Here is a 25,683-nt window from a genome sequence, read left to right as displayed (position 1 = left end):
CGCTTCGATGTGCGGCTTCGCCGCCTGGGCGTGACCAGCCACGACGGGCCCGCAGACGAAAGACGGCGCAGCCCGCGGAGCGACTACCCGAGGGCACTCGCCAGCACCGCCGCGGCCTCCGCAATCAGCTCGTGATCCCACGCCGCGTCCCGGTCGGGCTTCGTCACCTGCACGGCCAGCACGATCGGCGTCCCGTCCGGCGTCCACGCGATGCCCGCGTTGTTGTTCGCGCCGTAGAACCCCGCGCCGGTCTTGTCGGCGACCGTCCATGTGCCGGGCAGCCCCGCGCGGAGGCGGTTGCCGCTGGTGGTGTTGTTCAGCAGCCAGTGGGTGAGGAGTGCGCGGTCCCGGTGGTCGAGGACGTCGCCGAGGACGAGGCGGGCGTACGAGCGTCCGATCGCGCGCGGGGTCGTCGTGTCGGTGATCCGCCACGGTTCCGCCGAGTTGAGGTCGGTCTCCCAGCGGTCGAGGCGGGTCACGGGGTCGCCGATCGAGCGGGCGAACCGGGTGATCGCGGTGGGGCCGCCCAGCTCACGCAGCAGCAGATTGCCGGCGGTGTTGTCGCTGTAGCGGATGGCCACGTCGGCGAGTTCGGCGACCGTCATGCCCTCGGCCAGGTGCTCCCGGGTCTTGTCCGAGCCGTCGACGAGGTCGGCCTCCGTGTAGGGGATGCGCCGCGCGAGGACCTCGCCGTGCCGGTCCAGATCGCGCAGGACGGCCGCGGCCGCCAGGGTCTTGAAGAGCGAGCAGACGGGGAAGAGCGCGTCGGCGCGGTGGCCGACGGTCTGCTGCGTACGGACGTTGTGCGCGAACACGCCCAGACGGGCGCCGTGTTGCTGTTCCAGCTCGCGCAGCCGGTCGCCGGTGGCGGCGTGGGCGGGTGCGCCGGTGAGAAGTACCGCGGCGGTGGCGGTGCCTGTGGTGAGCAGGGTGCGTCGGCCTAAGATCTCGGACTCCTTCGCTCGGTACGGGACGTCGATCTCTTCAGTGACCGACGCCGGACGTCATCCCTTGGTTGCCCGGCCGTAGACCATCGGCGGACGGCGGTGCGGGCGCGTCCTCGCCACAGTGGGGACATGGAGAAGACGAACGGGATCAACCGGGCGCAGTTCCTGGCGGGGGCGGCGGCCGTCGGCCTGTCGGCGGCGGTGCTGCCGGTCCGGCCGGCAGCAGCGACCGGCCGTGGCCTGCGGCACCGCGGTGTCGTCTACACCGTCGGCGAGGGCGAGACGCCGGGGACCGCGTGGAGCGCGGCCCGGATGCGCCGGGACATCCGTGCCATCCGCGACCGGCTGCACGCCGACACCGTCGACGTCACCGGCGACGGCGTCGAACGCCTCACCGCCACCGCCGCCGAGGCCGCCGAGCGCGGGCTGCACGTGTGGCTCCAGCCGACCCTCGCGGACGCCCCGCAGCGCGACACCCTGGAGCATCTGGCGGAGTGCGGCCGGTTCGCGGAGCGGCTGCGACGGCAGGGCGCGAGCGTCGACTTCAGCGTGGGCTGCGAGTTCTGGCTGCTGGTGCCCGGGATCGTGCCGGGGGAGACGGTCCTGGAGCGCGTACAGAACATGCTGGACGGCAACTTCGACCCCGTGAAGATGCAGCGCCGCCTCGACCGCTTCACGGCGAAGGCGGCGGCGGTGGGCCGGTCCGTCTTCCACGGCAAACTGAGCTATGCCGCCGCCCAGGACGACGAGGTGGACTGGGGCCTCTTCGACATCGTGGGCATCGACTACTACTCGTACTTCCACCAACGCTCGGACTACGTACGGGAGTTGAGGAAGTACCTGCGCTGGGGCAAGCCCCTCGCCATCACCGAGTTCGGGACCTGCACCTACGTCGGCGCCCCGGAGGCGGGTGGCATGGGCTGGAACGTCGTCGACCACGACAAGGACCCGCAGGAGATCAAGGGCCACCTGGTCCGCAGCGAACACACCCAAGCCGCCTACCTGACCGGCCTGCTGGACGTCTTCGAGTCGATGGCCCTGTACGCGGCGATGGCCTTCGAGTTCGTCACCCCGGACGCCCTGCACCGCACCGACAACCCGCGCTACGACCTCGACATGGCGAGCTACAGCATCACCAAGGCCATCAAGGACCGCCCGGACGACCCCCGTTCGGGCTGGCACTGGGAGCCGAAGGAGGCCTTCCACGCACTGGCGCGCCAGTACGGGCGGGCCTGCGTACGCCAGGCACCGTAGACGGACCGGCCGCGCGCCCGGAAGGGAAGGGCGGGAGTGTGTTCAGCGGCAGTGGACGTCCTGCCGCGGCCGCTTCCCCGTCGCGAGGAACCGGGAGACCGTCTCGTCGCCGCACCTGGTGCCGTTGGCCAGATAGGCCTCGTGGCCGGTGGCGTCGTTGGTGACCATGACGGCTCGGCGGCCGAGCGCCTCGCGCAGTTTCAGGGCGCCGCTCAGCGGGGTGGCGACGTCGCGCTCGTTCTGGACGAGCAGGATGTCGGACGGGCCCCGGCCGGTGATCCGTACCGGAGGCTCCTTCGGCTGCCACGGCCAGGCGGCGCACACCAGCGCGTTCCTCGGCATGCCCGCGGTGAGCGGGTACGTGGCGCGGCTTTCGGCGACGCCCTTCCGGTAGATGGCGGCATCGCGCGGCCATGCGGCGTCATTGCAGATGGTGGCGGCGCTCACCGCGACGACGTTCTGCATGGCCGCGTCCGGCGGGGCAGCCGGTGCGGGCGGGACGGTGCTCTTCAGGGCGGCTGCGATCAGCTCGGCCAGGGCGGGGTACCTGTCGGGCTCGGTGAGGCTGTCGAGCATCGTCTGACGCAGCACGTTGCCGTTCAGCTCCTCCGGGTTGGCGCTCGGCCAGGGGATCGGCTCGCGGTCCAGGTGCGCGGCGAGGCGCAGGAGGAGTGGGCGGACCTCGGCGGCCGTGCCGGCCAGGCGGTGCGGGTTGCCGGGCGCCGACGCCCACTTGGCGAACTCGGGGAAGTTGTCCTCGACGCCCACCTCGTACGCGGCGACCCAGGCCCGCTCCGCCCGGACCGGATCGGGGTTGTCGTTGCTGTCCAGCACGATGCGGTCGGTGCGCTGCGGGAACATCTCGCTGTACGCGGCGCCCACATAGGTGCCGTACGAGACGCCCCAGGCGGACAGCGAGCGCTCGCCGAGCGCGGCCCGGATGCGGTCGATGTCGCGGGCGTTGTCCTTGGTGGTGAGGTGGCGCATCAGTTCGCCGCCGTTGGCCGCGCAGGCGGCGGCCACCCGTCGGGCGGTGCGCATGTTCTCGGCGACGGACCCGTCCGGGGCGGGCCACGGGCGCAGCTTCGACAGGGCGAGATCCGAATGATCGAGGTCACAACTGACCGCCGTGGAGGGCGCGTTGCCACGCGGCGCGAATCCGATCAGGTCGTAGGCGTCCCGGACGTCCTGCGGCAGCTTCTGCCCCTTCCCCGAGGGGTCGTCCAGACTGGTGCCGCCCGGTCCGCCGGCGATCAGCAGCAGGGCGCCCCGGCGGGCGGACGGTTTCTCGGCGGGGATGCGCGAGACGGCGATGTCGATGGTGCGGCCGCCGGGGCGGGCGTAGTCCATGGGGACTTCGAGGGTCGCGCACCGCTGACGGGGGTCGAGGCCGCTGCCCGCGCATCCGGTCCATGTGAGCGGCTGCTGCGCGGCGGACGCGGTGAGGGGCGTGACGGCACCGAAGACGATGCCGGAGGCGGCGGCGATCAGGGCCGCGCTTTTCGTGATCTCCTTCATGAACACGAGACTCCCGGATGCCGTCCGCGCATCCCATCCGGTCAACTGCCTTGTCGGCAGGGGGGTTTACCCCCGCCCCGATCCAGGGTTTCTCATACGTCCCGCCGGTCCACGACCACCACCGCCACGACGGCCGCCACCGCCGCCCACACCGCGAACACGACCCACCCGCCCGCGACGGTCGCCGGATACTTCGGGACCAGCACGTAGCGGGACCGCCCGTACCCCACGTCCACGAGCCGCTCCCACGCGTTGAACGGAAAGGCGTGCCGGACCGACGCCGTCCAGTGGTAGCGGTCCGTGACGAAGGACGGCAGGAGCAGCAGGACGAACGTCGTCAGCACCATCGTCGTGGCGCTGTGCCGGATCACCGCGCCCAGCCCCATGCCGACCAGCGCGGACACCGGGCCGAGCAGCGCCGACGCCACGACCACGCGCCAGGCGCCGGGATGGCCGATCGGCACGCCCACGCCCCGCCCGTCGAGGACGGCCTGCGCGGAGGCGTAGGAGGCAGCCGCGACGAGCGCCCCGAACACCGTCATGACCGCCGTCACCACGACCACCTTGGCCGCCATCAGGGCCCGCCGGTCCGGCACGGCGGTGAACGTCGTACGGACCAGGCCCGTCGCGTACTCGCCGACGACCGTGATCGCGCCCATGCTCGCGCACACCAGCACGAGGATCATGGCGGACCCCTGGGTGAAGGCGTCCCGCAGCGCCCAGTACACGAAGTCCTCGCGGATGGGCCCGCCGTAGTGCGGATAGTTGACGTAGTCGGCACGGGCCGCGTTCGCGTTGAAGCCGACGACGGCCGGCGCACCGCAGCCGAAGGCCCAGTACGTGGAGCGCAGGGAGCGCAGTTTGATCCACTCGGCGGCCAGCAGATCGGTGAAGCGGGAGGCGGGCAGGGCCAGGGTGCTCATCGGGTCTCTCCAGCCGCGTACTCGACGCTGTCGGCGGTCAGTTCCATGAAGGCCGTCTCCAGGGAGGCGGCCTGTGTCGTCAACTCCCAGAGCAGGAAGCGGTGCTGGTGCGCCAGCTCGCCGACCCGGACGGCGCTCGCCCCGTCCACCTTCAGCGTCTCCTCGTCGTACGGCGCCACCACCGCACCCTCCGACTCCAGTACGACGGCCAGGGCGCCCGCGTGCGGCGAGCGCACCGTCACCGTCGGCGCCGTACCGCGCGCGGCGAACTCGACGAGGCTCTCGGCCGCGATGAGCTCCCCACGGCCGATGACGATCAGCTCGTCCGCGGTGTTCTCCATCTCGGACATCAGATGGCTGGAGACGAAGACGGTACGGCCCTCGTGCGCGAGCCTGCGGAACAGCCCCCGCACCCACAACACCCCCTCCGGATCGAGCCCGTTGAGCGGCTCGTCGAACATCAGCACCGGCGGATCCCCGAGCAGCGCGGCCGCGATGCCGAGCCGCTGCTTCATGCCCAGCGAGAACGAGCCGACCCGGCGCCGGGCGGCTGCCTCAGTGAGCCCCACCTCGGCGAGCACCTCGTCCACCCGCGTCTTCGGGATGCGGTTGCTGCGGGCCAGCGCGTGCAGATGCGCCCGCGCGCTGCGCCCGCCGTGCACGTCATGGGCGTCGAGAAGGGCACCGACGTGCCGCAGCCCGCGGGGATGCCGGCGGAAGGAGTGACCGCTGATCGTGGCGGTACCGGCGCTCGGCTCGATGAGCCCGAGCAGCATCCGCAGGGTCGTGGTCTTGCCCGCGCCGTTCGGGCCGAGGAAGCCCGTGACATGGCCGGGGCGGACGGTGAAGGACAGATCGCGTACGGCGGTCGTGGGGCCGTACCGCTTGGTGAGCTGCTCGACTTCGATCATGCGGACCACGGTGGCGCGGGCGGCCCGTCCGGGGCATCGGCCGCTCGCTGACACTCGTACGAGGTGGCTGTCGACCCTGGTTGTACGTCCATGGGCCGATGACCCCACCGCGCACGGCGCCTACGATCACGGCATGCCCGCCACCTTGCCTCCGCCGCCCCTGGTCAAACGCGTGTCGCCGGCCGTGTGGGCGGCGGTCGTGTGGTGCGCGAGCACGCTGTTCACGCTGCTGACGACGTTCCGGCTGCCCGGTGAGATACAGCCGGAGCACTGGCCGGCGGCCCAGTTGTACCGCTGGGACGGCCTGACGGTCCTCGCACTGTCGACCGTGATGGCGATCCAGGGCGGCAGGCTGCTGCACCGCAGGCCGCTGCTCGCGATCACCCTGACGATCGTGGCCGGAATCTTCGAGACGAGCACCCTCGGCGTCGGTGAGCTGCCGATGGCCCAGTACCTGACGACCATGGTGGTGCTGTACTTCGTCGTGGCCGCCCACCCACGGCGCACCGCGCTCATCGGGCTGGCCATGGCGGTCGGCAGCCTGATCGTGTACATAGCCGTACGGCTGCTGCGCAACTGGACCGTCGGCACCTCCGCCGAACTGGCCGTCGCCCTGGTCACCGTGATCGTCTGGCTGCTCGGCAACTCGGCCCACCAGACCCGCGTGCACGCCGAGCGGCTCAGCGCCGAACACGCGGCCCGGGCCGTCACCGCCGAACGGCTGCGCATAGCCCGCGAGATGCACGACACCGTCGCCCACAGCATCGGCATCATCGCCCTCCAGGCGGGCGCGGCCTCCCGCGTGGCGACGACCCGCCCCGAGGCGGCGCTCGCGGCCATGCGGGCGGTCGAGAACGAGGGCCGCGAGACCCTGGCCGGCCTGCGCCGGATGCTGGTCGCGCTGCGGGCGGCGGACGAGGGGCGGGATCCGGACCTCGCCCCCGCGGGCCTGGCGGATGTGGCCCGACTGGCGGCCACGACCACGGCGGCAGGCGTCCGGGTGGAGGTGCGCCGCCTCGGCGAGGCACGCCAACTCCCCCCGGACATCGACCTGTCGGCGTTCCGGATCATCCAGGAGTCGGTCACGAACGTCGTACGGCACGCGGGCACACCCGCGTGCCGGGTCACCGTCGACTACCGCGACGACGAACTCGCCCTGGAGATCACGGACGACGGCCGGGGACGCGGCAGTTCGACCGACACCGGGTTCGGTCTGGCCGGCATGCGCGAGCGAGTGGCCCTGCTGCACGGCGCGTTCACGGCGGCCCCGCGCCCCGAGGGCGGCTTCCGCGTGACGGCCCGCCTGCCGCTCCCGGTGGCCGTCCGATGACCCGGGTCCTCCTCGTCGACGACCAGGAACTCATCCGCACCGCACTGAGCATGGTCATGGCCGACATCGAGGACGTGGAGGTCGTCGGCGAGGCGGCGACGGGCAAGGACGCGGTGCGGCTGGCCGGCGAACTCGCCCCCGATGTGGTGGTGATGGACATCCGCATGCCGGGGATGGACGGCATCGAGGCGACGCGCCGCATCACGGAGACCCAGGCCGACGTGCGGGTGGTCGTCCTGACCACCTTCGACGACGACGCGTACGTGTACGGGGCGCTGCGCGCCGGTGCGGCCGGCTTCCTGGTCAAGGACATGGCGCTGGACGACATCATCGGCGCGGTACGGGTGGTGGCGGCAGGCGACGCCCTGATCGCACCGAGCGTGACCCGCCGCCTGATCCAGGACTTCGCCTCCCGGCCCGAACAGACGGTGAAACGCCGGGAGTTGAAGGCCATCACGGACCGCGAACGCGAGGTCCTCACCCTGGTCGCCGGCGGCCTGTCCAACGCCGAGATAGCGGCCGAGCTGTGCATCAGCGTGGCCACGGCGAAGACGTACCTCACCCGCCTCCTCACCAAGCTGGACGCGCGGGATCGGGTGCAGCTGGTGATCATGGCGTATGAGGCGGGGCTGGTGTCGGTGCGGTGAGCGAAGTACCTCGAGATCGCCGGGCCAACCCCGGCTGAACTTGGACAGGTCTTAGGGAAGAGTTCCCCGCGGTCGCCTACGCCGAATGCGGCAGGAACGTGGACCGGTCTGGGCGTTCTGCGGACGCCATTGCTTCAGTTCTCGTTTCCGGACAGGCTGTGGGCCTGCTCCTAGGATCGGGCGGCTCGCCGGACCGAGCGGAAATCTGGATTACTGACCAGCCTGTGGTCACCGCCGTCGAGGACATCACACACCGCTTCCGCCGTCCACCGGCTCGCCCGAAGGTTGGCTTCGGCCGTGTGAAAACCCATGGCGGGAACGGACAAGAACCGGTCCGCTCCGAGCTCGAGCAGTCGCTTCCAAGCCGGGCCCTGGGACGCTCCGTCCAAGGCGCTCCGTACGGATTTCGCCTCTGTTGCCCACAACAGTGCGTCGAGATCAACCAGCTCGGGGTGGGCTGCGTTGATCAGGATGCACGACTCGCGCACCATTTCCAGCTCTTGGTGTCCGACTTCCGGGGACTCGCCCTCCGCCAGCCCTGGCCGGTGCAGGCTGATCACGTCAGAGTGCTCGAACAGTTCTTGCCTCGAGCAGTACTGCACGCCCAACTGCAGCTCGGCCTGGATATTTCGTGTCGGATTGTAGTACGCGATGTCCATTCCCAAGCCCAGTTTGGCCGCCCGCGCGACCCTCTTTCCGATGCGGCCGAGGCCGAGAACGCCGAGACGCTTGCCGTGGAGTTCCATTCCTGGAGGGCGTTGCCCCATCTGACCAGTGCCGGGCGTGAGGAGGCTCGAGCCGAGGGAGCGGGCCATCGCCAGCATGAGCGACACGGTGAACTCCGCCACGGACACCGCGTTGGCGCCCGCGGCATGGATGAGGGCGATCCCAAGGCTGTGTGGCCTGTTCCAGCCCTCGACGTGGGCTTTGTAGTCCGTGCCGATGAATGCGGCGGCCTCCAGACTGGTGGCGCGCTCGAAGTTCTCCGCTGTCGGAGACTCGTAGCCGCCGATCAGGTATCCGCGTACTCCATCGAGCAGTTCGTCCAGCTCTTCCGATGTGAAGCGGTCGTGCGGCACATGGCGGGTCTCGTAGCCGCGGCTGTGCACGTACGAGAGAACTTCCTGCGGTACCAGTTCGCTTCCGCTCACCGCGATGATTCCCTTGTGAGGCACGGCTTCGGGTCCTCTCGGGTCGAATACGGCAGGTCAAAGGTGGACTAGAGCGTCGACCAGGGCGTCACATGCGTTGTGGAAGAGAAGAGGGTCCCGCAGTAGAGCGACCCTGATCCAGCTTGACTCGGGAGCCGAGTTGTGGGATTCCCAGAAGAAGGAGTTGCCAGGCAGCAGTTCCAGCCTTCGAGAGCGACAGGCCGCGAGCAGGGGGACGGTGTGCTTCCCGAAATGCAGCCATTCCACGCTCATGGAGCCTCCTGGCCCCGAAGACTCGCTGCCGTCCGGGAAGGGGCTGACCGGTAAGGCGATTTCGGACAGCCGTGCCCGCAAGTGTTGCCGGTTTGCCCGGGCCAGGTCCCGGGATGCAGCGACTTCGTCCTGGCCCGCGGTCACAGGATCGAGAACGGCCGACAGCAGAGAGACATCCACGGCTGACACGTTGAGCAGATACTGACTTACGATCTCGGTGAGTTCGGACGCCGGCTCCTTGGTGAAGGAGAGCACGCTCACCTTGGTGTCGTGCATGGAAAGGACCTTGCCTGTGTCATCGACGGTGGCCACGTCTGCGCCGATCGCCTCCGCCAGGGTCAGAATTTCCAGACAGGTGGCCTGTTCGAGCATGCGGAACGAGAGGTCGAAGGCCACGAAGACCCGCCTCGTGGCTGCCCAGTTCAGCAGTTCCTGCAGTTCGGGGCGGGCCAGGCAACGGCCCGTCGGGTTGTTCGGATTCACTATCAGAAGGGCGTCGATTCCCGTGTGGTCCAGGTAGTCGAGATCGACGCGCGGCAGCAGACGGACTTCGGGGATCGGGACGACGTCGTCGCAGGACATCCGCAACAGCGCAGGGATGTTGTCGAATGTGGGTGTGATGACACCGATTCTGGAACGACGATGGCGAAAGAACTTGGCCAGCACGTCGATCGCCACGGACGCCGAATAGAGCAGACGGGTCCGTGCGCGCGGATACGTCTCTCCAGTCTGTGCGGTCAGACGCTGCAGGAAGGCATCCTCCACGGCCTGTTGGTATCCCTGAAAAGTCTTACGTGGGGCAAAGGTGCGTTCGAGTACGGCGCCGAGTTGGGTTACGGTGTCCGGGTGCAGACTGTGACGCGCGTGCCCATCGGCAAGATCCATCGCGTGCGCCTGCGCGAACTTCTCGATCTCGGTGGAGTTCCTGAAACGGTGATCCTTCATCGTCTTCCACACACGATTATGGAAAGCGGTCCCGCTTGCGAGAACGCTTTGGTCGTCAGCATTTCGTAGGGACGGAATTCGGTTTCGCCGCCGATCCGTTCGGCCACGGTGTGCAGTCCCTCTGGCGTGGCGTCGCCGGGCTCATGTTCCATGAGAATCCATCCGTGCTGTACGTATCGGGTCAGCTGGCGGAGCATGCCGACGACCCTGTCTGCGTACGAAGATCCACCGGAGCCGGAACTGCTCGGAGTGCGGTTGGGAAACAGGACGGAGGCGGCCGTCCGCAGTTGGTCGGAGACCTCCAGCGGTATGCCTGCGCGGTAGAACGGCGGCGACGTGAAGACGACCGCATTGCGCTGGTTCTCCGGAATGCCTCTCCACGCCTGGGCGTCGGTGCAGTCACCGGACAGGACGCGCGCATCGAGGGTGGCGGGCGTATCTCTCTTCTGTAATTCCTCGAGATCCGCCTCGATGTCTTCCAAGGTCGTAGGCGTGCCCGCTTCTCTCGTCAGAGACACCAGAGCCGCGAGACATGCCGTGACTCTGTCCTCTGCCGCACTGCTGTGATCCACGACCAGGCCTGCACAGAAGTCCAACAGGCCCCTGGGTGTGGTGATTTCGGGGTTCTGCCTCAGTCGACGGACATGACGAAGTCGCGCCGTGGCCTTCGCGAAGGAGACACAAGCGAGTACCGGGTCCTGCTCGATCCCGAAGAACGGTATGCCGAACCGTCTCGCCGCAACAGCCGAGCAGCCGGCCCCGCTGAACGGATCGATGACTGCCGCCGGAGGCCGTCCGCAGATGTCGAGTATCGTCTCCATCGCGGTTGTGACGTTCCCCGAGTTGGGGCGGTTGTACCAGCGCTCTACGGGCCGCGTCGCGTCGGGCAAGTACTCCTGCAAGGTGCTCGGGCGATCGTAGTTCCTGATGCCGGGGACCCCGCCGAGGGCGTTCGATGTCACAGGACCAGCCTCGCTATTGCTGCGACTTCCCTGCCGTCGTGGTCCTTGAGCAACTGCCTCAACTCCCTGATCGCGCGGGCGTGTGCGGGCGCCGACAGCCCCAGCGTCCCGACGGCGTTCGCCCAGGATTCGTCGTCGTCCACAGCGTTCGACAGAAGGTCGATGCCCCGTGTGCCCGCCACGTGGCGGTAGAGGCTGCCCTGCAGGGCGGGCCATCGAGTGATGATCTCCGCAAGGATGATCAGCCGACGGCTGCGCTCCATAGCCTCCGCCGGCCGCGGCAGCGGGTGGCTGACCGCGAGCGCTCTTTCGTACAGCTGCCACACATTGAGCTGACGCTTCGCCTCCCGGATGGAGCGATCGGTCCGGGCAGCCAGTCGTGCGGCCAGGAAGTCGCGGATCTGGGGATGGCTCTGCATCGCGCGCCACGGAACCGTCTCGACAGGCGAAGGAGGGAGCCGAAGGGGGGCAAGCGTGCCGTTGCTCAGGCGGCTGCCTCCCCGGGGCGGGTGGTCGGGTGTCGGGGTGTTCCCTCTGGCGCCTCCCACGGTGACGGGTTGCGGTGTCGATGGTGGGGTGGCCGGCCTGCGAACCGCGTGTCCATCGGTGGAACCGCCGGAAGTGACAGCGTCGACGAAGCGGCCGATGCCCTGGTCGGTTATCTGCGGTACGGTCACCGGGAGTTGCACCAATTTGCGCAGGAACGCCCATCCCGGGGTTGCGTCGTCGCTCTGCGCCGCCGTGTCGTCGGTCGAGAGGCCGGCGTGAACGTGGTCGAGGTGGGCTGCTACAACGGCGGGATCCAGACCGATGACGAACCGGGCCTTGAGATCCCCGCGGTGGGTGAACCCCGAGAGGAAAAGGTTGACGGCCTCGAACACCTCGGCGGTGGTGCTGGCACGGCAGCGGTCGAGGTCGTCCACGAAGACCACGAGCCCATGACCGGAGGCCGTCAGGTCCGCCAGAACATCGCCGACATCGTGCTGGTGGAGGTACAGGGATCCGGCCCGCGCGCGGAGCAGCGGATCGTAGAAGCTGTACGAGACCTCACCCGTGCCGTTGCCCTCGTCTTGACCTGTGCCGAGCAGTGGTCCGGCGAACAGCGCGGCAGGAAGGAAGTCTGTCGCTCTTCCCCACCGGTAGCGGAGAAGCGTGTGGGCGATGCCGGCGCCGAACAGCGCCCCGGACAGACACAGCAACAGTGTTTCGGGCGTCAGCCCCAGCCCCAATACCTTGATGGCGGTCGTGTGTCCGCCCACGGCTGTCGCCAGTTGGACGACGATGGCGCCGACTCCGACACCCAGGACCGGTGACAGGAGTCGGCGCCAGACCGAGCGGCGCAGCGCGAACCGCTCTATGCGGCTGATGTTGCGACTGAACCAGTACTGGTGCCAGGCCTCTTCTGTGGGACACAACACCTCGGCCGCGGCCTGGATGATGGCGTCCGTCAGACCGGCCCAGAGCTGTTCCCCGGACTGATGGGCCCAAGGGTTGAACCACGCGGTGACGACTCGGGTGGGTTGAACCGAGGAGGGGGGGCGAGTCGGCCGGGGGGCCGTAGCCTTCCCGTCGAGTTGCTTGACGGCTTCGCGAACCGTGAGGCGACGCAGGCGGCCGGTCCTGCTCTGCGGGCTCTGGGCTGCGCGCTCGTTCAGATGTTTCTGCACCAGTCGCATGAGGGTGCTCTTGCCGCATCCCCAAGGGCCTTCGACTGTGACCACCGTGGGACCGGGCTCGTCGTCCGAGCTTTCCGGGCGGATGATCTGGTCGGCGATCGCCTTGGCCAGCATGTCCCGGTCGAGGAGGTCCGATTCGGCCGGCGCGTCGGAGAGCCCCCAAAGGGTCACCGGTCCGGCTTCGATGGTGCGGATGGCCAGTCCGAGTTCCGGGTCCCACATCCGGATCGTGCCGTCGTAACCTGCGGATACAAGCCGACAGGCGTCAGCATGGTCCTGCCAGCACGCCAATGACCAGATCATCAGGGTATGGCCGACGAGGGGCGCCCCCGTCGGGGCGCCCGCCTTGGGATCCCACACGCGTACGACTGCGTCGAATCCGGCAGACGCGATGCGAACCCTGCCGTCCGGGTATGTCCACGAAGTCAGGGCCCTGATGCGCCCGGTGTGGCCCATCAAGGGATCATTGCTCGCCGTCTGTGTGTAGGCGTCCCAGACCCGGACCGTCCCGTCGTAGCCCGCGGACGCGAGACCTGCGGGGCCGTCGGCGGGCGTCCAGGCCGTGAGGGCGAGAACGCCTCCGACGTGCCCGACGAGGGCGGGGCCGACCTGGGCGCCCAGATCGACGTCCCAGACCCGGACGGTGCCGTCGTCGCTCGCCGAGCCGAGCCAGTCCTGTCCCTCCGGCCCCTTGAGGTGGGCCAGCGCCTGCACCTCGGCGCTGTGTCCCGTCAGGGCCGGGCCGTGCTGTTCGCCTGTCTCGGTGTTCCAGACGCGGATGGTGCCGTCGTAGGCACCGGTGGCGACCAGCTGTGTCCCGTCGGGGGCGGACCAGGTGGCCAGGGACAGGACACCGCCTGGCTGCACGGGCGGTGGGGTGCCCACTGCCGTGCCGGTTTCGGCGTCGGTGAAGCGGACAGAGCCGTCGTAACTGGCGGACGCGATACGGCCCTTGCCGTCTGCAGTGATCCAGTGGGTGAGCGCACGGATCCATCCGGTGTGGGCCTGCACTGCCTCCCTCCTGGGGGTGCCGGTGTCGGCGTCCCAGATGTGCAGGAGTCCGTCGGCGTGTCCGGAGACGATGCGCGCTCCGCCGTCGTGGCCGAACCAACTGGTGAGCGCCTGGATGGAGGCGGTGTGGCCGCTGAGAGGCTCCCTCACGGGCGTCGCAGATTCCGCGTCCCAGAGCCGTATCGTTCCGTCGTCGCTGGCGGACGCGAAGCGCGGGGCGCCCGACGGCCGACTCCAACTCGTCAGGGCCATCACCCCCGCCCGGTGACCGATCAGCGGGGAGCCGACCGGGTCGGCGGTGTCGGCGTCCCAGAGACGCACCGTCCGATCGTAGTGGGCCGAAACGATCCGGATCGCTCCGTCGGCACCCTGGACAGAGGTCAGCGCCATGATCCAGGTATCGGCCGAGGGGCTGGTCAGCAGTAGGCCGCCTTCAGCGTCCCAGATGCGTATGTGCCCGTCGTCCCCACCGGACGCGAGCTTGATGGTTCCTCCGGTGTCCGACCAGGTGGTCACGGCCAGGACACGGCCGCGGTGACCGGTCAGGGGTCGGCCGACGGCCGCGCCGGTCGTCGTGTCCCAGATTCGTACGGTTCCGTCGTCGCCGGCGGAGGCGATGCGGGCCGATCCGTCGGCGCTCTCCCAGGAGGTAAGCGCCCAGATCCCAGCTTCGTGCCCCCTCAAGGGATCACTGATCTCGGTACATCTCTCGGTGTCCCAGATCCGCACCGTGTTGTCCTCGCCCGCGGAGGCGATGCGGGCTGATCCGTCGGCGCTCCGCCAGGAGGTCAGCGCCCAGATCCCCGCGTCATGCCCGACCAGGGGCTCGCCCACCGCCGCCCCCGTCTCGGGATCCCAGATCCGTACGGTTCCGTCGTCGCCGGCGGAGGCGATGCGGGCCGATCCGTCAGAGGTCTGCCAGGAGGTCAGCGCCCAGAGCCCGGCGTCGTGGCCGGTCAGTGGCACGCCGACGGAGGCACCGGTTTCACCGTCCCAGATCCGTACAGTCCCGTCGTCCCCGGCGGAGGCGACCCTCGTTGCACCGTCGCCGGCCCGCCATGAGGTGAGTGCGACCGCACCACCCGGCTGGGGGGCCAGCCCCGGTAACCCCTGCAAGGTCCCTTGCGTCATGGATCCCCGTCTCCCCCCTGGACGCCCGCGGAAGGCAGGTGCTCAGCACCCCCTTCTCTGGGGATCGGACACAGGTACGCGAGACCCGTGTCGGATCGCCCGACGCATCCTCCTTTCCCCTCGCCGAACTCCTTCATGCCGCCCGGACGTTGAAGCCTGGGAGGCCCGGGACGCACCAGACGTCACGGGGACATCGTCATGATCAGGCGGTGTTCGCCCTCGCCGAAGTAGTCCGTGTGGAGGCCCACGTCGAGGGGGACGAAGCCGAGGGATTCGTAGAGGGTCAGCGCCACAGTGTTGGTCGGGTCGACCGCCACGCGGACCTCGTGCACGGCGTTGGCGCGGAGTCGCTTCAGAATCTCGACCATCAGCCGACGGCCCAGTCCGTGCCCGCGCCGGTCCCCTGCGACGCCGAGGCTCATGATCCAGCCGATGGAGTCCCCCGGTGACACACCAGCCAGGACGTACCCGTCAAGGGCATCCCCGGCGTCCGCGACGAGCAGGAAGCCGGAATGCAGGTCGAAGAGCTGACGCAGCACGAAGATGGGATACGCGCTGTCCGGGAAGGCTTCCGCGTCGAGGCGGGTGATTTCGGGCAGGTCGTCTTCCTCGGCCGTCCTGATCGCAGGGCGGCCATGGAGTGCGACGCGGGGCGTGGCCGGCCTGGTGAGTGGTGGAAACGGATCCCGAGGAAGATCGCTCATGCCGGTCCTTAAACGGGTCTATATCGTCAATGGTGCAGGTGAGGCGAGGGACGGAGGCTCGTCCGGCTGAAGCAGTCTCAAGTTTAGGCAGGACAACCCCCCTTGGCGCTTTCGACCCGCTTGTCAGGATGTGTGGACGCCACGAATGCTTGCCGAGACCGGCCGGTTTGGTCCATCGTCAGACGGACCTCCTCAGGGGATCGGATCCGTAATGTCTCCGGCGTTGGTACCGTAGGCAAATGATGTCGAGATCGTCGTGGGTCGGCCTGAAGAACGCGGATGTGTCCTGGGCGGCATTCGACCCGATCGCCTGGGTTGATCACAACTACCGCGACGTGCAGCAAGAGGACGCGGAGATTCTGCATACGGTCCGAGATCATTTCAATGATCATTTCCGGAATCAGTGTGTAGGCCCGGTTGCCGGTATCGACGTAGGCGCCGGGGCGAATCTCTATCCTGCACTCTCCATGCTTCCGTGGTGCGACGAGATCACCCTCTTCGAGTACTCGTTCGCGAATGTGGAGTACCTCAAGCGTCAGGTCAGCTGCTACGACAGGAATTGGGACACGTTCTGGAACGCCCTGTGCGAGCGCGAGGCGTACGGTTCTCTTGACTCGGATCCTCGCGAGCGGTTCCGCAGGGTCGTCAAGGTTGAGCAGGGCAACCTCTTCGGGCTGGAGCGCTTCGTGGGGCGCTGGTCTGTCGGGACCATGTTCTTCGTCGCCGAGTCGATGACCGCCTCCCGCCAGGAGTTCGACCTCGGGGTCGAGCGCTTCATGTGCGCCCTCACTCCCGGAGCTCCCTTCGCCGCCGCCTTCATGGAGCATTCGAAGGGCTATTACGCCGGAGAGGAGTTCTTCCCGGCGTGTGACGTGGGAGAATCCGAGGTCCGTGCGAGTCTCGCGCCATTCGCGGGCGACTTCGAGGTGCGGCGGCTCAAGCCTGCGGCAGATGTGCGCGACGGGTATTCGGGAATGATCCTGGCCTACGGATGGCGACGGAATACGGACGCAGGCATTCCGGCCGTTTGACCCGTGGTGGTCCGATCAGTGGCACTACGGCGAAAAATCTTCACAACAGAAAAGGGTCTTCCTCAAATGGCGGCAGTGCGGCCTGTGTGAGGAATGATGGCAGTGCGGGCCTGTGTGAGGGGCATGGGATGCAGATCAAGCCACGCCAGCATTTGCTGGACATCTGGCAGGCCATCGCCCGCCACTCCTTCGAGCGGGAGCAGTGGGCCTGGGGCGAGTGGGGCGGACAGAGCAGCGTCGCCGACGCCGAGCGGCTGCTCTGCCTGCTGTACCCGGCCACGGAGATTCCGGCCTTCCGGCTGGACGACCCCGACACCACACAGGAGGACGTCCAGCAGGCCCTGAGAAAGGCCGGTGGGCGGCTCGACCTCCCGGCCAACCTCGTCAAGGCCGTGTCCGATTTCATGCGCACCCACACCGGCGAGGACAAGAGGCCCACCTTCGCCGGGGGTTACTACTTCGGATCCCAGGACAAGGCCCAGGGCGAGCCCACGGAGGAACAGCGCCAGCTCGGCGTGGTCGACTCCTTCTCCATGTCGATCACCCTCTGCCTGGCCACGCTCGGCTTCCTCAAGGTCTACGAGACCAGGACCAGACGCACCGACATCCGGGAGACGATCGCCGAGCTGCGCGCGGCCACCAGCAACCGGCTCACCGCCGCCATGGTGAGCCTGCTGCGCTCCTTCACCGTCAACGCCTTCGACGCCGACTCCGCCCAGGGCCGCAACCTGGTCGAACTCCTCGGCCAGGGACGGCTTTCGCAGCGGCAGGTGCTGAGCATGTACCAGAGCCGCTTCCGCGCGCTGCGCGCCGCGATCGTGGAGAGCCTCTCCCTCGGTATCGACGTCCAGGCAGGCCTCAAGGACGAGAACCAGTTCTTCGAGTGCGGCTGGTCGTGGAGCCTGGTGAAGGACGCCCCCGAGGTCGAGACCGACGAACCCATCGGGCCGCAGCCCAAGGGCGTCGCCGACCCGGTGCCGTACCTTTACTTCACGGTGGTCGCCCTGGACGGCATCCAGCACCTGTTCTCCGAGCGCACCCTCACCCTGGGCCTGCTCAACGCCGAGCAGCAGAAGCTCGCCGAGGCGCTCCGGTTGCGCTGGGAGTTGACCCAGCAGTACTGGTCGGGCATCGCCCGCTTCGACCCCGAGCGTTGGCCCCTGGAGGACATCCCCTGGCGTACGACGGGACAGGAACTGGAGTCCGAGTACTTCTCCCTCTCCGTCGCCGCCATCCTCGTCCACGACCTCATGCGCCGCCGGGCCACCGACGACGACCTGGCCCGCACCGTCGCCGTCATGGAACGCCTCGCCGAACGCGGCCGCATCACCAGCCGCATGACCCGCGACGACCGCACGGTCTTCGAACTGCACAACGCGGGCGTCAAGCTGCCCTTGCAGGGCAGCGAGCGGCTCGGCCCGCCGATGGTGTGGTCCCTGCACGACTTCTCGGCCCAGCTGCTGAAGCGGACCATCCAGCTGCGCGCGCTCTCCCGCAACCTCGACTCGCACGACCGGCTGCTCAGGCTCGCCGAGGACGGCTTCGACCACATGTGGCGCCGCCGTATCCGGGAGGGCGAGGGCACCGGCCTGTGGGACTACGTCCACGCCGCCTATCCCGAGGCGGAGATCGTCACACGCAAGGTGCCGGTGTCGTGGAACATCACCGAGCGCGTCGCCGAGGTGATGGTCCAGGTCCACCAGATGTACCGGCAGCCCCCGGTCCGCAGCCCCGAACTCACCGAACTGGCAGGGGCGTTGCTCAGCGAGTCCGCCCACCTGCTCGGCAACGAACAGATGGAACCCGCGCCCACCGACGACGGCCGGCACGGCATGCAACTCAGGAACATCGAGGTCAAGCTGCGCCGCGCCCGCAGTCTCCTGGACCAACAGCCGGGCACCGCCTACGCGTTGGCGCTCGACGTGTTGGGACAGCTCGACGCGCTTGCCCGGGCGCGTGAAGCCGCGGCCCAGGGACGGTGACCGCGTGCTGATCTTCGCCGCCTCCGACAAGGGGGGCACGGGCCGCTCCGTCACCAGCGCCAACCTCGCGTACCACCGTGCGCTGGCCGGGGACGACGTCTGCTACCTGGACTTCGACTTCGGCTCGCCCACCGCCTCGGCCGTCTTCGACGTGGCCGACGCCCGCGCGGCCGTCGAGGACCGCGGCCTGCACTCCTACCTCATAGGAGAGGTCGGCGAGCCGGAGCGCATCGATGTGTGGGCCAGCACCGAGCATCAGGTGCTGCGCGCCCCGCCGCCCGGCTGCGGCCGTCTGGTGCTGATGCCTGGTGACGTCGGCGGCGGCGAGTTCGCCACCACCGGCGACCACGTGCGGCTCTGCGTCGACCTGCTGATGAAGCTCTACTACGAGTTCGACCTGGTCGTCGTGGACCTCAGCGCCGGCCGCTCCTACGCCGTCGACATGGTCCTGGAGGCCACCGCGCAGCCCGAGATGCGGGAGATCACCGCCCGCTGGCTGGTCTTCCACCGCTGGACCCGCCAGCATGTGGCGGCCGCCGCGAGCCTGGTCTTCGGCGAGCGCGGCATCGTCGCCGGTGGTGTCGACCGCGGCCACGAGGAGGAGGCGCTGCGCGGCGCCATCCGCTTCGTGCGGGCCGCCGTACCCGATCCGGAATCCCCGCTGTGGTCGCAGGTCTCGCCCACCCAGTCGGCGTGGATGCGCAAGACCGACGGCGACCTCAAGCAGCTCGCCTCCACCGCCGGCATCGGCTACAGCCAGGTCCTCGGCTCCGTGCCCCTCGAACCGGTCCTGCAGTGGCGGGAGCAGCTCATCACCGACGAGGACGTGCTCGACAGCCAGATCGCCAACATGGAGACCTGGCGGGCGCTGAATCAGCTCGCCGGACGCCTCACCGACGACAAGTACTGGGAGCAGGCGTGACCGAAGCCGTATTCCGGGAGACCACCGCCGAGCCCCGCACCCAGGCCGTGCCGCTGGCCCACCTCTCGCTGGAGTTGGGCCACCTCTACATGGAGGACTTCGAGGCGGGTCCCGAGCGGCTGCGCGAGCACTTCGCCGAGGTACGGCTGTGGGTGGACGCGGCCCGCGCCTCCGCCGCCCGCCGCACCGGCGGCAAGCGCCCCCGTATCAGCACCTGTTTCCTCATCGACGACTACTTCACGCGCTTCTCCACCCCCGCCGAACTCGTCCCGCTGGTGCTCAAGGAGGCCGAGAAGGCCGGCCTGGTCATCGACTACCTGGCCCGCGAGTCGGCCTGCGCGGTCGCCGACCGGATCGAGCTCGCCGAGTCCGTCATGCACCGCCTGGTCGAGTCGCCGCCGCCGGGCAGCTACGGCTCCCGCCCACACGTCAGCCAGACGGGCTGGCTCGCCAACGGTGAGCGCACGCCCACCACCAAGCGCGCCGCCCTGGGCGAGGTCAGGGCCTGGCAGCCACCCCAGGAGACCGCGGCCCGCAACCACTCCGTCTTCATGGACGTCGAGCTGTGGTCGGAGAAGGACGGCCGGCGGCTGTGGTCCTGCCCGTTCCTGGCGGCAGTATGGCAGCTGGCCAGGCTCGGACTGTTACGACACTTCGGTGAGCCGGTGCTCGTCCCGCGCCCCTGGAACGGCGAGGACTTCCCGCAGGACTGGGACCGGCTGCCGCCCCTGCTCCAGCTCAACCCGCAGGCCGCGGCCTTCAGCGCCTACCGCACCTGCACTCTGCTGCCGAACCGCTTCCTGGCCGTCGAGGACGCCGTGCGGCTGATCCTCGACCAGACGGAGGTCGACTCCGGTGCGCTCATGCAGGTCGCCGAGCGCTCGGCCCGGGAAGGGCTCGCGGTTCCGGCCGCGGTCGCCCAGCGCGCGACGTACGTCTTCTACGAGGAGCCGGTCAACGCCTCTGCCGGCGAGGGGCCCTGACATGACGACGGAGCTCGGACAGCCCACGCGCCCGGTCCTCGCCTGTGGTGAGGTGCGCACCTGTCTGCTGCCGTCCTTCCAGGCGCTGGACGGCAGGGCCGCCGCCCAGCTACTCAGGCTGCGCGCCGACGAACACGTCCGGGTCTCCGAGCGGCCCAACCTGTACGCCCTGTCGCCGGAGGTGCTGACCGGGGTGGACTGCCGGCTGCCCACCTCCAACGGCGCCAAGGTCCGGGCCGTGGGCACGGTCGCCACCCGCGTGGCTCTCACCGAGGGCCGTCTGCTGCAGTCCACCGCGTACTTCAGCTCACCGGCCGCGGGTCCCGACACCCGCCGCCCCTGGGGGCACTACCTGGTGCGGCCCGGGGTGGTCGAGCCGTTCGGCAAGCTGCCCGAAGAGGCCACCGCGCAGGGCGTGCTGCGCGGTGCCGGGCGCGGTGAACTCGACCTGGGGATGATCGCCGAGTCCTTGCTGACGCGGCTGCTGCGCCACCCGCTCCTCGATCGCAAGGTTCCCTTCAAGTCCCGTCGCACGCACCTGCGGTGGGCCGCCCGCCGGATCCCGGCGGGCGAGCGGGCGGCACTGACGCGGTTCACGCTGGCCGAGGACGGGCTGCGGACCGTGGAGCTGCGGCTGCCGGAGGACACACCGGTCTCCGCGGCCGCGGGGCTGTGCGAGGACCTCGCGCTGCACGACTGGCTTTTGACGACGGTGGTGCACATGCTGGACAGCAGTCGGCTCGCCGCGGCGGACGGGCGCGCCGCGGTCCAGGCGCTGCGCCCGGCCGTCGACCATCTGCTGCATCTGTGGATGCCGCACGCGCACGTGGACCGCTCGCTGGCCCACCTGTGGGAAGTGCTGGAGCGGGAACCGGGGTTCACTCGCCAGTGGCAGAACCTGGTCCAGCGCATCCGGGACCAACTGGCCGTCCAGGCCATACCGCTGCTGCACCAGGTACTGAGCACGAGCTGAGGGGCGGCGCCCACCACATACCCCACGGGGGGAGAGAACATGAGCGGAGCGTCGTCAGGATCCGGGGACAACACAGCGGGGCTGCAGCGGCAGGGCATACCCAAGCTGTTCTGGAAGATCCTGATCACGGCGTCGGCGGCGGGCGGGGCTTTCCTGCTGACCACCGCCCTGAACGGGGACGACCGCATCATCTGGCAGTGTGTGGCGCCCATCGTCCTCGGCAGTGCTGTGCTGATCGTCCAGTACCTCGTGGACTTCGGCGAGCGCCTCATGGCGGTCGAGGAGAGCCAGCGGCGGCACATCGACGACATGAAGGGGAGCCTCGCCAACCACCAGGCGGAGATGCGCACCGCGGTCGACCAGAGCTTCGCCAAGATCAACGAGGCGACGGAGCTGTTCAGCAAGGTGGAGGGCTCCGTTCTGCGCTCCGAGGAAGTGACCCGGCTGGTCAAGGCGTACACCCAGGTCGGTGACGTGGCACCGGGGATCGTCAAGAGCTTCGCCGAGGAGGAGTTGAAACGTCTCGCCGTGCTGATGGAGGACCTCGTCAGCGGCAGAGCGGACTGCTCCTTCGAGAACCACGAGTGGCTGATCGACCTCGCCCTGTGCGTCAAGAGGACCCTCTACGCCACGAGCACGACCGTCGACCGGGACTTCTGGGCCAGTGAACCCGCGAGCCGCTATCTGAGCGCGCAGGAGAAGGCCATCAAGACCCGCGGGGTGGAGGTCCGGCGGCTGTTCCTGGTGGACGAGCCGGAGGAGGTCACCGAAGCCCTCGAGCAACTCTGCGCGCGGCAGCGCAGGTACGGCATCGACGCGCGTATAGGCGTGCAGTCGCAGCTGGATCCGGGCGGCACGGTGATGGACTACATCATCTTCGACGGGGAGCTGTGCTACGAGACCCGGCCGGACCATCACCTTCGACCGGACATGACGATGCTGAGGATGAAGCGCGAGCACGTCGAGGACCGCGTCAGCCAGTTCAACGAGCTGTGGGCGGCGGCGGAGCCGGACCATGAGCCCGAGCCGGAACAGGACGGCGTCCGCCGCCGGCTGCGCCGGGTGGCCGACTGACGGCTTTCTCTCTATAGGCAGCCCGTCGAGCCCCGTCGAACTCCCTCAACCGCTCGAAAATACCGTCGGTTTTCGGGGCCCGGTCAATCCGCAGCGCGATTTTTCGGGCCGAGGCTTTTCGAAAGGCCTGCTCGAACTCCTGGATTGCGATCCGTGCCGCGTGTCGAAGCATTGGCCATGGCCCAACCACCTCTCCCTGGCCAGCACTTGTGGAGCACAGACTCCAGCCGAGTGTAGGCGCAGCGGCCCACGCCGGAGACGAAAAGCGTGAAACTCAAAAGGAAAGGGGAGCACGCTGTAGGCGCAACGAACACGGTGCCCGCAATTATGAGTCGTGTTCGTTACGGTCGTTAAGGAGAGGAAATGAAACCGCCCGTCGGCACTCATGTCGTGGACACGCGAACAGGAAAGGTGGGAATCGTCATGGGGCACGAAGGGCCGTACGTCCAACTGAGACCGTACGGGGGTGGCAGGGAGTGGGACGCCGATCCCGCCGCCGTGCGCGGGGCCACCCAGGCGGAGCGGCTGAGCGCGGCGACCGCGTACGCCAACGCCCGCAGCCGGGGTGAAGTGCCTTGAGTAAGGTGCGGGCGCATGAGTCTGCCGAGCATCTGGAGATGGCGCAGGCCGCGGGCCGCGCGGCGCTACCCCGACCCGCTCACGGCACACCAGCTGTGGATGGTGTCGCTGAGCGCGCCGGTCAGCCGGGACCGCGGCGCCTCGCGAACCACCCTGTACCCGTTCACGCGGATCGATGACGACAGCGCCCGCGGTTGGCTGGCCGAGCGGTGGGAGATCACCTCGCGCACCGAGCTGACGGACCGCCTGGACGGGTTGTCGCGCAGCGGCTACCGCGCCCGGGCCAGGCAGCTCCTCGGCGTCTCGCCGCTCGCCTGGGACGCCGCCCTGTACGCCGACATCGCCCGGCTCGGCTTCGGGTCCGGGATGATCACCGAGGCCGAGGCCTGGACCGCCCTGAAGAACATCGTGCCGGCGGTTGTGGGGACGTACGCCTCCTGGCAGGAGTACGCCGACCACTACCTGCTGGGACGGACCGTGTGGCGCGACGGGCTCCGCGGCACCCGGGACGCGGCCTTCCCCGCCCCGCAGTCCGCCGCGGACACCCACCTGCGCGCCCTCCTGGACCCGGCGAACCGGGCCAGCCCCTGGAACCTGGCCCCCTGGGACACCATCAGCCACCCCGACCGTCCCCGCTGAGCCCGGCGGTACGCGAGAATGGACCTCATGAGTCAGTTCCGCGACGAAGGCCGACCGGAACCCCGCGGGGGCCGGCGATGAGTCTTTTCCGGGACGATGGCATCGTGCCGCGCACCCAGAAGCTGGGCGAGGCGGACCGCATCATGCTGCGTCACCGCGGGGGACGCCCCCCGCGCCCCCGGCCGAATATCCGCGGGGGTGCGCGATGAGTCTGTTCCGGGACGATGGCATCGTGCCGCGCACCCAGAAGCTGGGCGAGGCGGACCGCATCATGCTGCATCACCGCGGGGGACGCCCCCCGCGCCCCCGGCCGAATACCCGCGGGGGTGCGTGATGAGTCTGTTCCGGGACGATGGCATCGTGCTGCGCACCCAGAAGCTGGGTGAAGCGGACCGCATCATCACCTTGCTCACCCGTGGTCACGGCCGCGTACGCGCCGTGGCCCGTGGTGTGCGGCGTACCAAGTCCAAGTTCGGTGCCCGGCTCGAACCCTTCTCCCATGTCGACGTGCAGTTCTTCGCGCGCGGGAGTGAGCTCGTGGGCCGCGGCCTCCCCCTCTGCACGCAGAGCGAGACCATCGCGCCGTACGGCGGCGGGATCGTCGCCGACTACGCGCGCTACACCGCGGGGACCGCCATGCTGGAGACCGCCGAGCGGTTCACCGACCACGAGGGCGAGCCGGCGGTGCAGCAGTACCTGCTGCTCGTGGGCGCCCTGCGCACCCTCGCCCGCGGCGAGCACGCCCCGCACCTCGTCCTCGACGCCTTCCTCCTGCGCTCCCTCGCCGTCAACGGCTACGCCCCCACCTTCAGCGACTGCGCGAAGTGCGGAATGCCCGGGCCGAACCGGTTCTTCTCGGTGGCCTCCGGCGGAGCCGTCTGCGTCGACTGCCGGGTGGCCGGCAGCGTCGTACCCTCACCACAGACCCTGGAACTGCTGGGCGCACTTCTTACGGGAGACTGGAAGACCGCGGACGCGTGCGAGCCGCGGTATGTCAGGGAGGGGAGCGGGCTGGTGTCCGCGTATCTGCACTGGCATCTGGAGCGCGGGCTGCGCTCTCTGCGGTACGTGGAGAAATGAGCCCGCGCACATCACGAGCAAGCCGAAGAGGAGACGAGAAGCACATGGTCGTACGCGGGATCCTGGGACGCCAGCGCCGCGAGTACAGGGCACCGGAGCCGCACCCGTCCGGCGCCCGCGCGCCGAAGCTGCCGGGCGAGCTGGTCCCGAACCATGTGGCGATCGTCATGGACGGGAACGGGCGCTGGGCGAAGGAGCGCGGGCTGCCGCGCACCGAGGGCCACAAGGTGGGCGCCGAGCGCGTCCTGGACGTGCTGCAGGGCGCCGTCGAGATGGGCGTCGGCAACATCTCCCTCTACGCCTTCTCCACCGAGAACTGGAAGCGCTCGCCCGAAGAGGTCCGCTTCCTCATGAACTTCAACCGCGACTTCATCCGCAAGACCCGCGACCAGCTCGACGAACTCGGCATCCGGGTGCGCTGGGTGGGCCGTATGCCCAAGCTGTGGAAGTCGGTCGCCAAGGAGCTCCAGGTCGCGCAGGAGCAGACCAAGGACAACGACAAGCTGACGCTGTACTTCTGCATGAACTACGGCGGGCGGGCGGAGATCGCCGACGCCGCGCAGGCCCTGGCGGAGGACGTGAAGGCGGGGCGGCTCGACCCCTCCAAGGTCACCGAGAAGACCCTCGCCAAGTACCTCTACTACCCGGACATGCCGGACGTTGACCTGTTCCTGCGGCCGAGCGGCGAGCAGCGCACCTCCAACTACCTGCTCTGGCAGAGCGCCTACGCCGAGATGGTCTTCCAGGACGTGCTGTGGCCGGACTTCGACCGCCGCGACCTGTGGCGGGCCTGCGTCGAGTTCGCCTCCCGCGACCGCCGCTTCGGCGGCGCAGTCCCGAACGAGCAACTGCTCGCCATGGAACGGGACATGCAGGGCGGCCCGGAGTAGTTCGGTCTTCAGCCCGGACTGGGCTCGGTCTTTCAGCCGGACTGGGTTCGGTCCGAATGCCCGTGGTTCGTGCACTGGACCCACGAGGGCGACGACCAGGCCGTCCACCTCTACTACCTGCCCGCCTGAAGGGGGACTACCAGCATG

22 protein-coding genes are annotated in these 25,683 nt (G+C 69.1%); 13 read left to right on the top strand and 9 right to left on the bottom strand.

The annotated features are described in order from the left end of the window. Positions 1 to 83 precede the first annotated feature (83 nt). Positions 84 to 980 carry a class A beta-lactamase gene (bla, locus tag ACWC1K_RS47550; protein ID WP_450840120.1) on the bottom strand — a complete coding sequence of 299 codons (897 nt, stop codon included), beginning with the start codon at positions 978 to 980 and terminating at the stop codon, positions 84 to 86. A 96-nt stretch (positions 981 to 1,076) separates the two neighbouring features. Here bla and ACWC1K_RS47545 point away from each other — a divergent pair, with 96 nt between their 5' ends. After that, positions 1,077 to 2,201, top strand: a complete 1,125-nt coding sequence (locus ACWC1K_RS47545) for an abortive phage infection protein (RefSeq protein ID WP_450840109.1) — start codon at positions 1,077 to 1,079, stop codon at positions 2,199 to 2,201. Positions 2,202 to 2,243: 42 nt separating this feature from the next. Here ACWC1K_RS47545 and ACWC1K_RS47540 read toward each other — a convergent pair whose 3' ends face one another. The 3 genes from ACWC1K_RS47540 to ACWC1K_RS47530 all read right to left on the bottom strand — a co-directional run bounded on the left by ACWC1K_RS47540 (position 2,244) and on the right by ACWC1K_RS47530 (position 5,553). Beyond that, entirely contained in the window at positions 2,244 to 3,719 is a 1,476-nt protein-coding gene (locus ACWC1K_RS47540; RefSeq protein WP_450840107.1) for an alpha/beta hydrolase, read from the bottom strand. A gap of 92 nt (positions 3,720 to 3,811) precedes the next feature. Beyond that, on the bottom strand, positions 3,812 to 4,642 hold the full coding sequence (locus ACWC1K_RS47535) for an ABC transporter permease (protein WP_450840105.1): 831 nt from the start codon (positions 4,640 to 4,642) through the stop codon (positions 3,812 to 3,814). Then, complete coding sequence (locus tag ACWC1K_RS47530) at positions 4,639 to 5,553, bottom strand: ABC transporter ATP-binding protein (protein WP_450840103.1); 915 nt, start codon at positions 5,551 to 5,553, stop codon at positions 4,639 to 4,641. The genes ACWC1K_RS47535 and ACWC1K_RS47530 overlap by 4 nt, the downstream gene beginning before the upstream one ends. Positions 5,554 to 5,686: 133 nt before the next feature. Between ACWC1K_RS47530 and ACWC1K_RS47525 the strand changes: the two genes are divergently transcribed. Next, the gene (locus ACWC1K_RS47525) at positions 5,687 to 6,883 is read left to right on the top strand and encodes a sensor histidine kinase (protein WP_450840102.1); all 1,197 of its coding nucleotides are present in this window, start codon (positions 5,687 to 5,689) and stop codon (positions 6,881 to 6,883) included. Next, positions 6,880 to 7,530, top strand: a complete 651-nt coding sequence (locus ACWC1K_RS47520; RefSeq protein WP_450840101.1) for a response regulator — start codon at positions 6,880 to 6,882, stop codon at positions 7,528 to 7,530. The genes ACWC1K_RS47525 and ACWC1K_RS47520 overlap by 4 nt, the downstream gene beginning before the upstream one ends. Before the next feature lie 170 nt (positions 7,531 to 7,700). On the opposite strand, the gene ACWC1K_RS47515 is transcribed toward ACWC1K_RS47520, so the two are convergent. The 5 genes from ACWC1K_RS47515 to ACWC1K_RS47495 all read right to left on the bottom strand — a co-directional run bounded on the left by ACWC1K_RS47515 (position 7,701) and on the right by ACWC1K_RS47495 (position 15,383). Continuing rightward, the gene (locus ACWC1K_RS47515) at positions 7,701 to 8,705 is read right to left on the bottom strand and encodes an NAD(P)-dependent oxidoreductase (RefSeq protein ID WP_450840099.1); all 1,005 of its coding nucleotides are present in this window, start codon (positions 8,703 to 8,705) and stop codon (positions 7,701 to 7,703) included. 33 nt (positions 8,706 to 8,738) lie between these two features. After that, complete coding sequence (locus ACWC1K_RS47510) at positions 8,739 to 9,911, bottom strand: aminotransferase class I/II-fold pyridoxal phosphate-dependent enzyme (protein ID WP_450840097.1); 1,173 nt, start codon at positions 9,909 to 9,911, stop codon at positions 8,739 to 8,741. Continuing rightward, complete coding sequence (locus ACWC1K_RS47505) at positions 9,896 to 10,861, bottom strand: hypothetical protein (protein ID WP_450840095.1); 966 nt, start codon at positions 10,859 to 10,861, stop codon at positions 9,896 to 9,898. The genes ACWC1K_RS47510 and ACWC1K_RS47505 overlap by 16 nt, the downstream gene beginning before the upstream one ends. Further along, positions 10,858 to 14,679, bottom strand: a complete 3,822-nt coding sequence (locus ACWC1K_RS47500; protein WP_450840094.1) for a P-loop NTPase fold protein — start codon at positions 14,677 to 14,679, stop codon at positions 10,858 to 10,860. Before ACWC1K_RS47500 ends, ACWC1K_RS47505 begins: the two co-directional genes overlap by 4 nt. Positions 14,680 to 14,861: 182 nt before the next feature. Next, entirely contained in the window at positions 14,862 to 15,383 is a 522-nt protein-coding gene (locus ACWC1K_RS47495) for a GNAT family N-acetyltransferase (protein ID WP_450840092.1), read from the bottom strand. Between the two features lie 239 nt (positions 15,384 to 15,622). Here ACWC1K_RS47495 and ACWC1K_RS47490 point away from each other — a divergent pair, with 239 nt between their 5' ends. From ACWC1K_RS47490 to ACWC1K_RS47445, 10 genes are all read left to right on the top strand, one after another. After that, positions 15,623 to 16,414 (top strand): SCO2525 family SAM-dependent methyltransferase, encoded by a 792-nt coding sequence (locus tag ACWC1K_RS47490; RefSeq protein ID WP_450840090.1) that lies wholly within the window; start codon positions 15,623 to 15,625, stop codon positions 16,412 to 16,414. A gap of 128 nt (positions 16,415 to 16,542) precedes the next feature. Continuing rightward, complete coding sequence (locus ACWC1K_RS47485) at positions 16,543 to 18,396, top strand: SCO2524 family protein (protein WP_450840088.1); 1,854 nt, start codon at positions 16,543 to 16,545, stop codon at positions 18,394 to 18,396. A gap of 4 nt (positions 18,397 to 18,400) precedes the next feature. Further along, complete coding sequence (locus tag ACWC1K_RS47480) at positions 18,401 to 19,318, top strand: SCO2523 family variant P-loop protein (protein ID WP_450840086.1); 918 nt, start codon at positions 18,401 to 18,403, stop codon at positions 19,316 to 19,318. After that, positions 19,315 to 20,301 (top strand): SCO2522 family protein, encoded by a 987-nt coding sequence (locus ACWC1K_RS47475; protein ID WP_450840085.1) that lies wholly within the window; start codon positions 19,315 to 19,317, stop codon positions 20,299 to 20,301. The genes ACWC1K_RS47480 and ACWC1K_RS47475 overlap by 4 nt, the downstream gene beginning before the upstream one ends. 1 nt (position 20,302) lies before the next feature. Then, the gene (locus ACWC1K_RS47470) at positions 20,303 to 21,274 is read left to right on the top strand and encodes an SCO2521 family protein (protein WP_450840084.1); all 972 of its coding nucleotides are present in this window, start codon (positions 20,303 to 20,305) and stop codon (positions 21,272 to 21,274) included. 39 nt (positions 21,275 to 21,313) lie between these two features. Then, entirely contained in the window at positions 21,314 to 22,348 is a 1,035-nt protein-coding gene (locus tag ACWC1K_RS47465; protein ID WP_450840083.1) for a DUF6879 family protein, read from the top strand. 363 nt (positions 22,349 to 22,711) lie between these two features. Next, complete coding sequence (locus tag ACWC1K_RS47460) at positions 22,712 to 22,927, top strand: hypothetical protein (RefSeq protein WP_030933991.1); 216 nt, start codon at positions 22,712 to 22,714, stop codon at positions 22,925 to 22,927. A gap of 15 nt (positions 22,928 to 22,942) precedes the next feature. Next, positions 22,943 to 23,566, top strand: a complete 624-nt coding sequence (locus tag ACWC1K_RS47455) for a DUF1266 domain-containing protein (protein WP_450840081.1) — start codon at positions 22,943 to 22,945, stop codon at positions 23,564 to 23,566. Positions 23,567 to 23,899: 333 nt separating this feature from the next. Next, entirely contained in the window at positions 23,900 to 24,646 is a 747-nt protein-coding gene (gene recO, locus ACWC1K_RS47450; RefSeq protein WP_450840079.1) for a DNA repair protein RecO, read from the top strand. Positions 24,647 to 24,690: 44 nt separating this feature from the next. Then, positions 24,691 to 25,536, top strand: coding sequence for an isoprenyl transferase (locus tag ACWC1K_RS47445; RefSeq protein WP_450840077.1), 846 nt, complete (start codon positions 24,691 to 24,693; stop codon positions 25,534 to 25,536). The last annotated feature ends 147 nt before the right edge of the window (positions 25,537 to 25,683 follow it).

The sequence above is a fragment of the Streptomyces sp. NPDC001492 genome (assembly GCF_053597275.1).
This window is presented reverse-complemented; position numbering and strand designations above follow the sequence as displayed.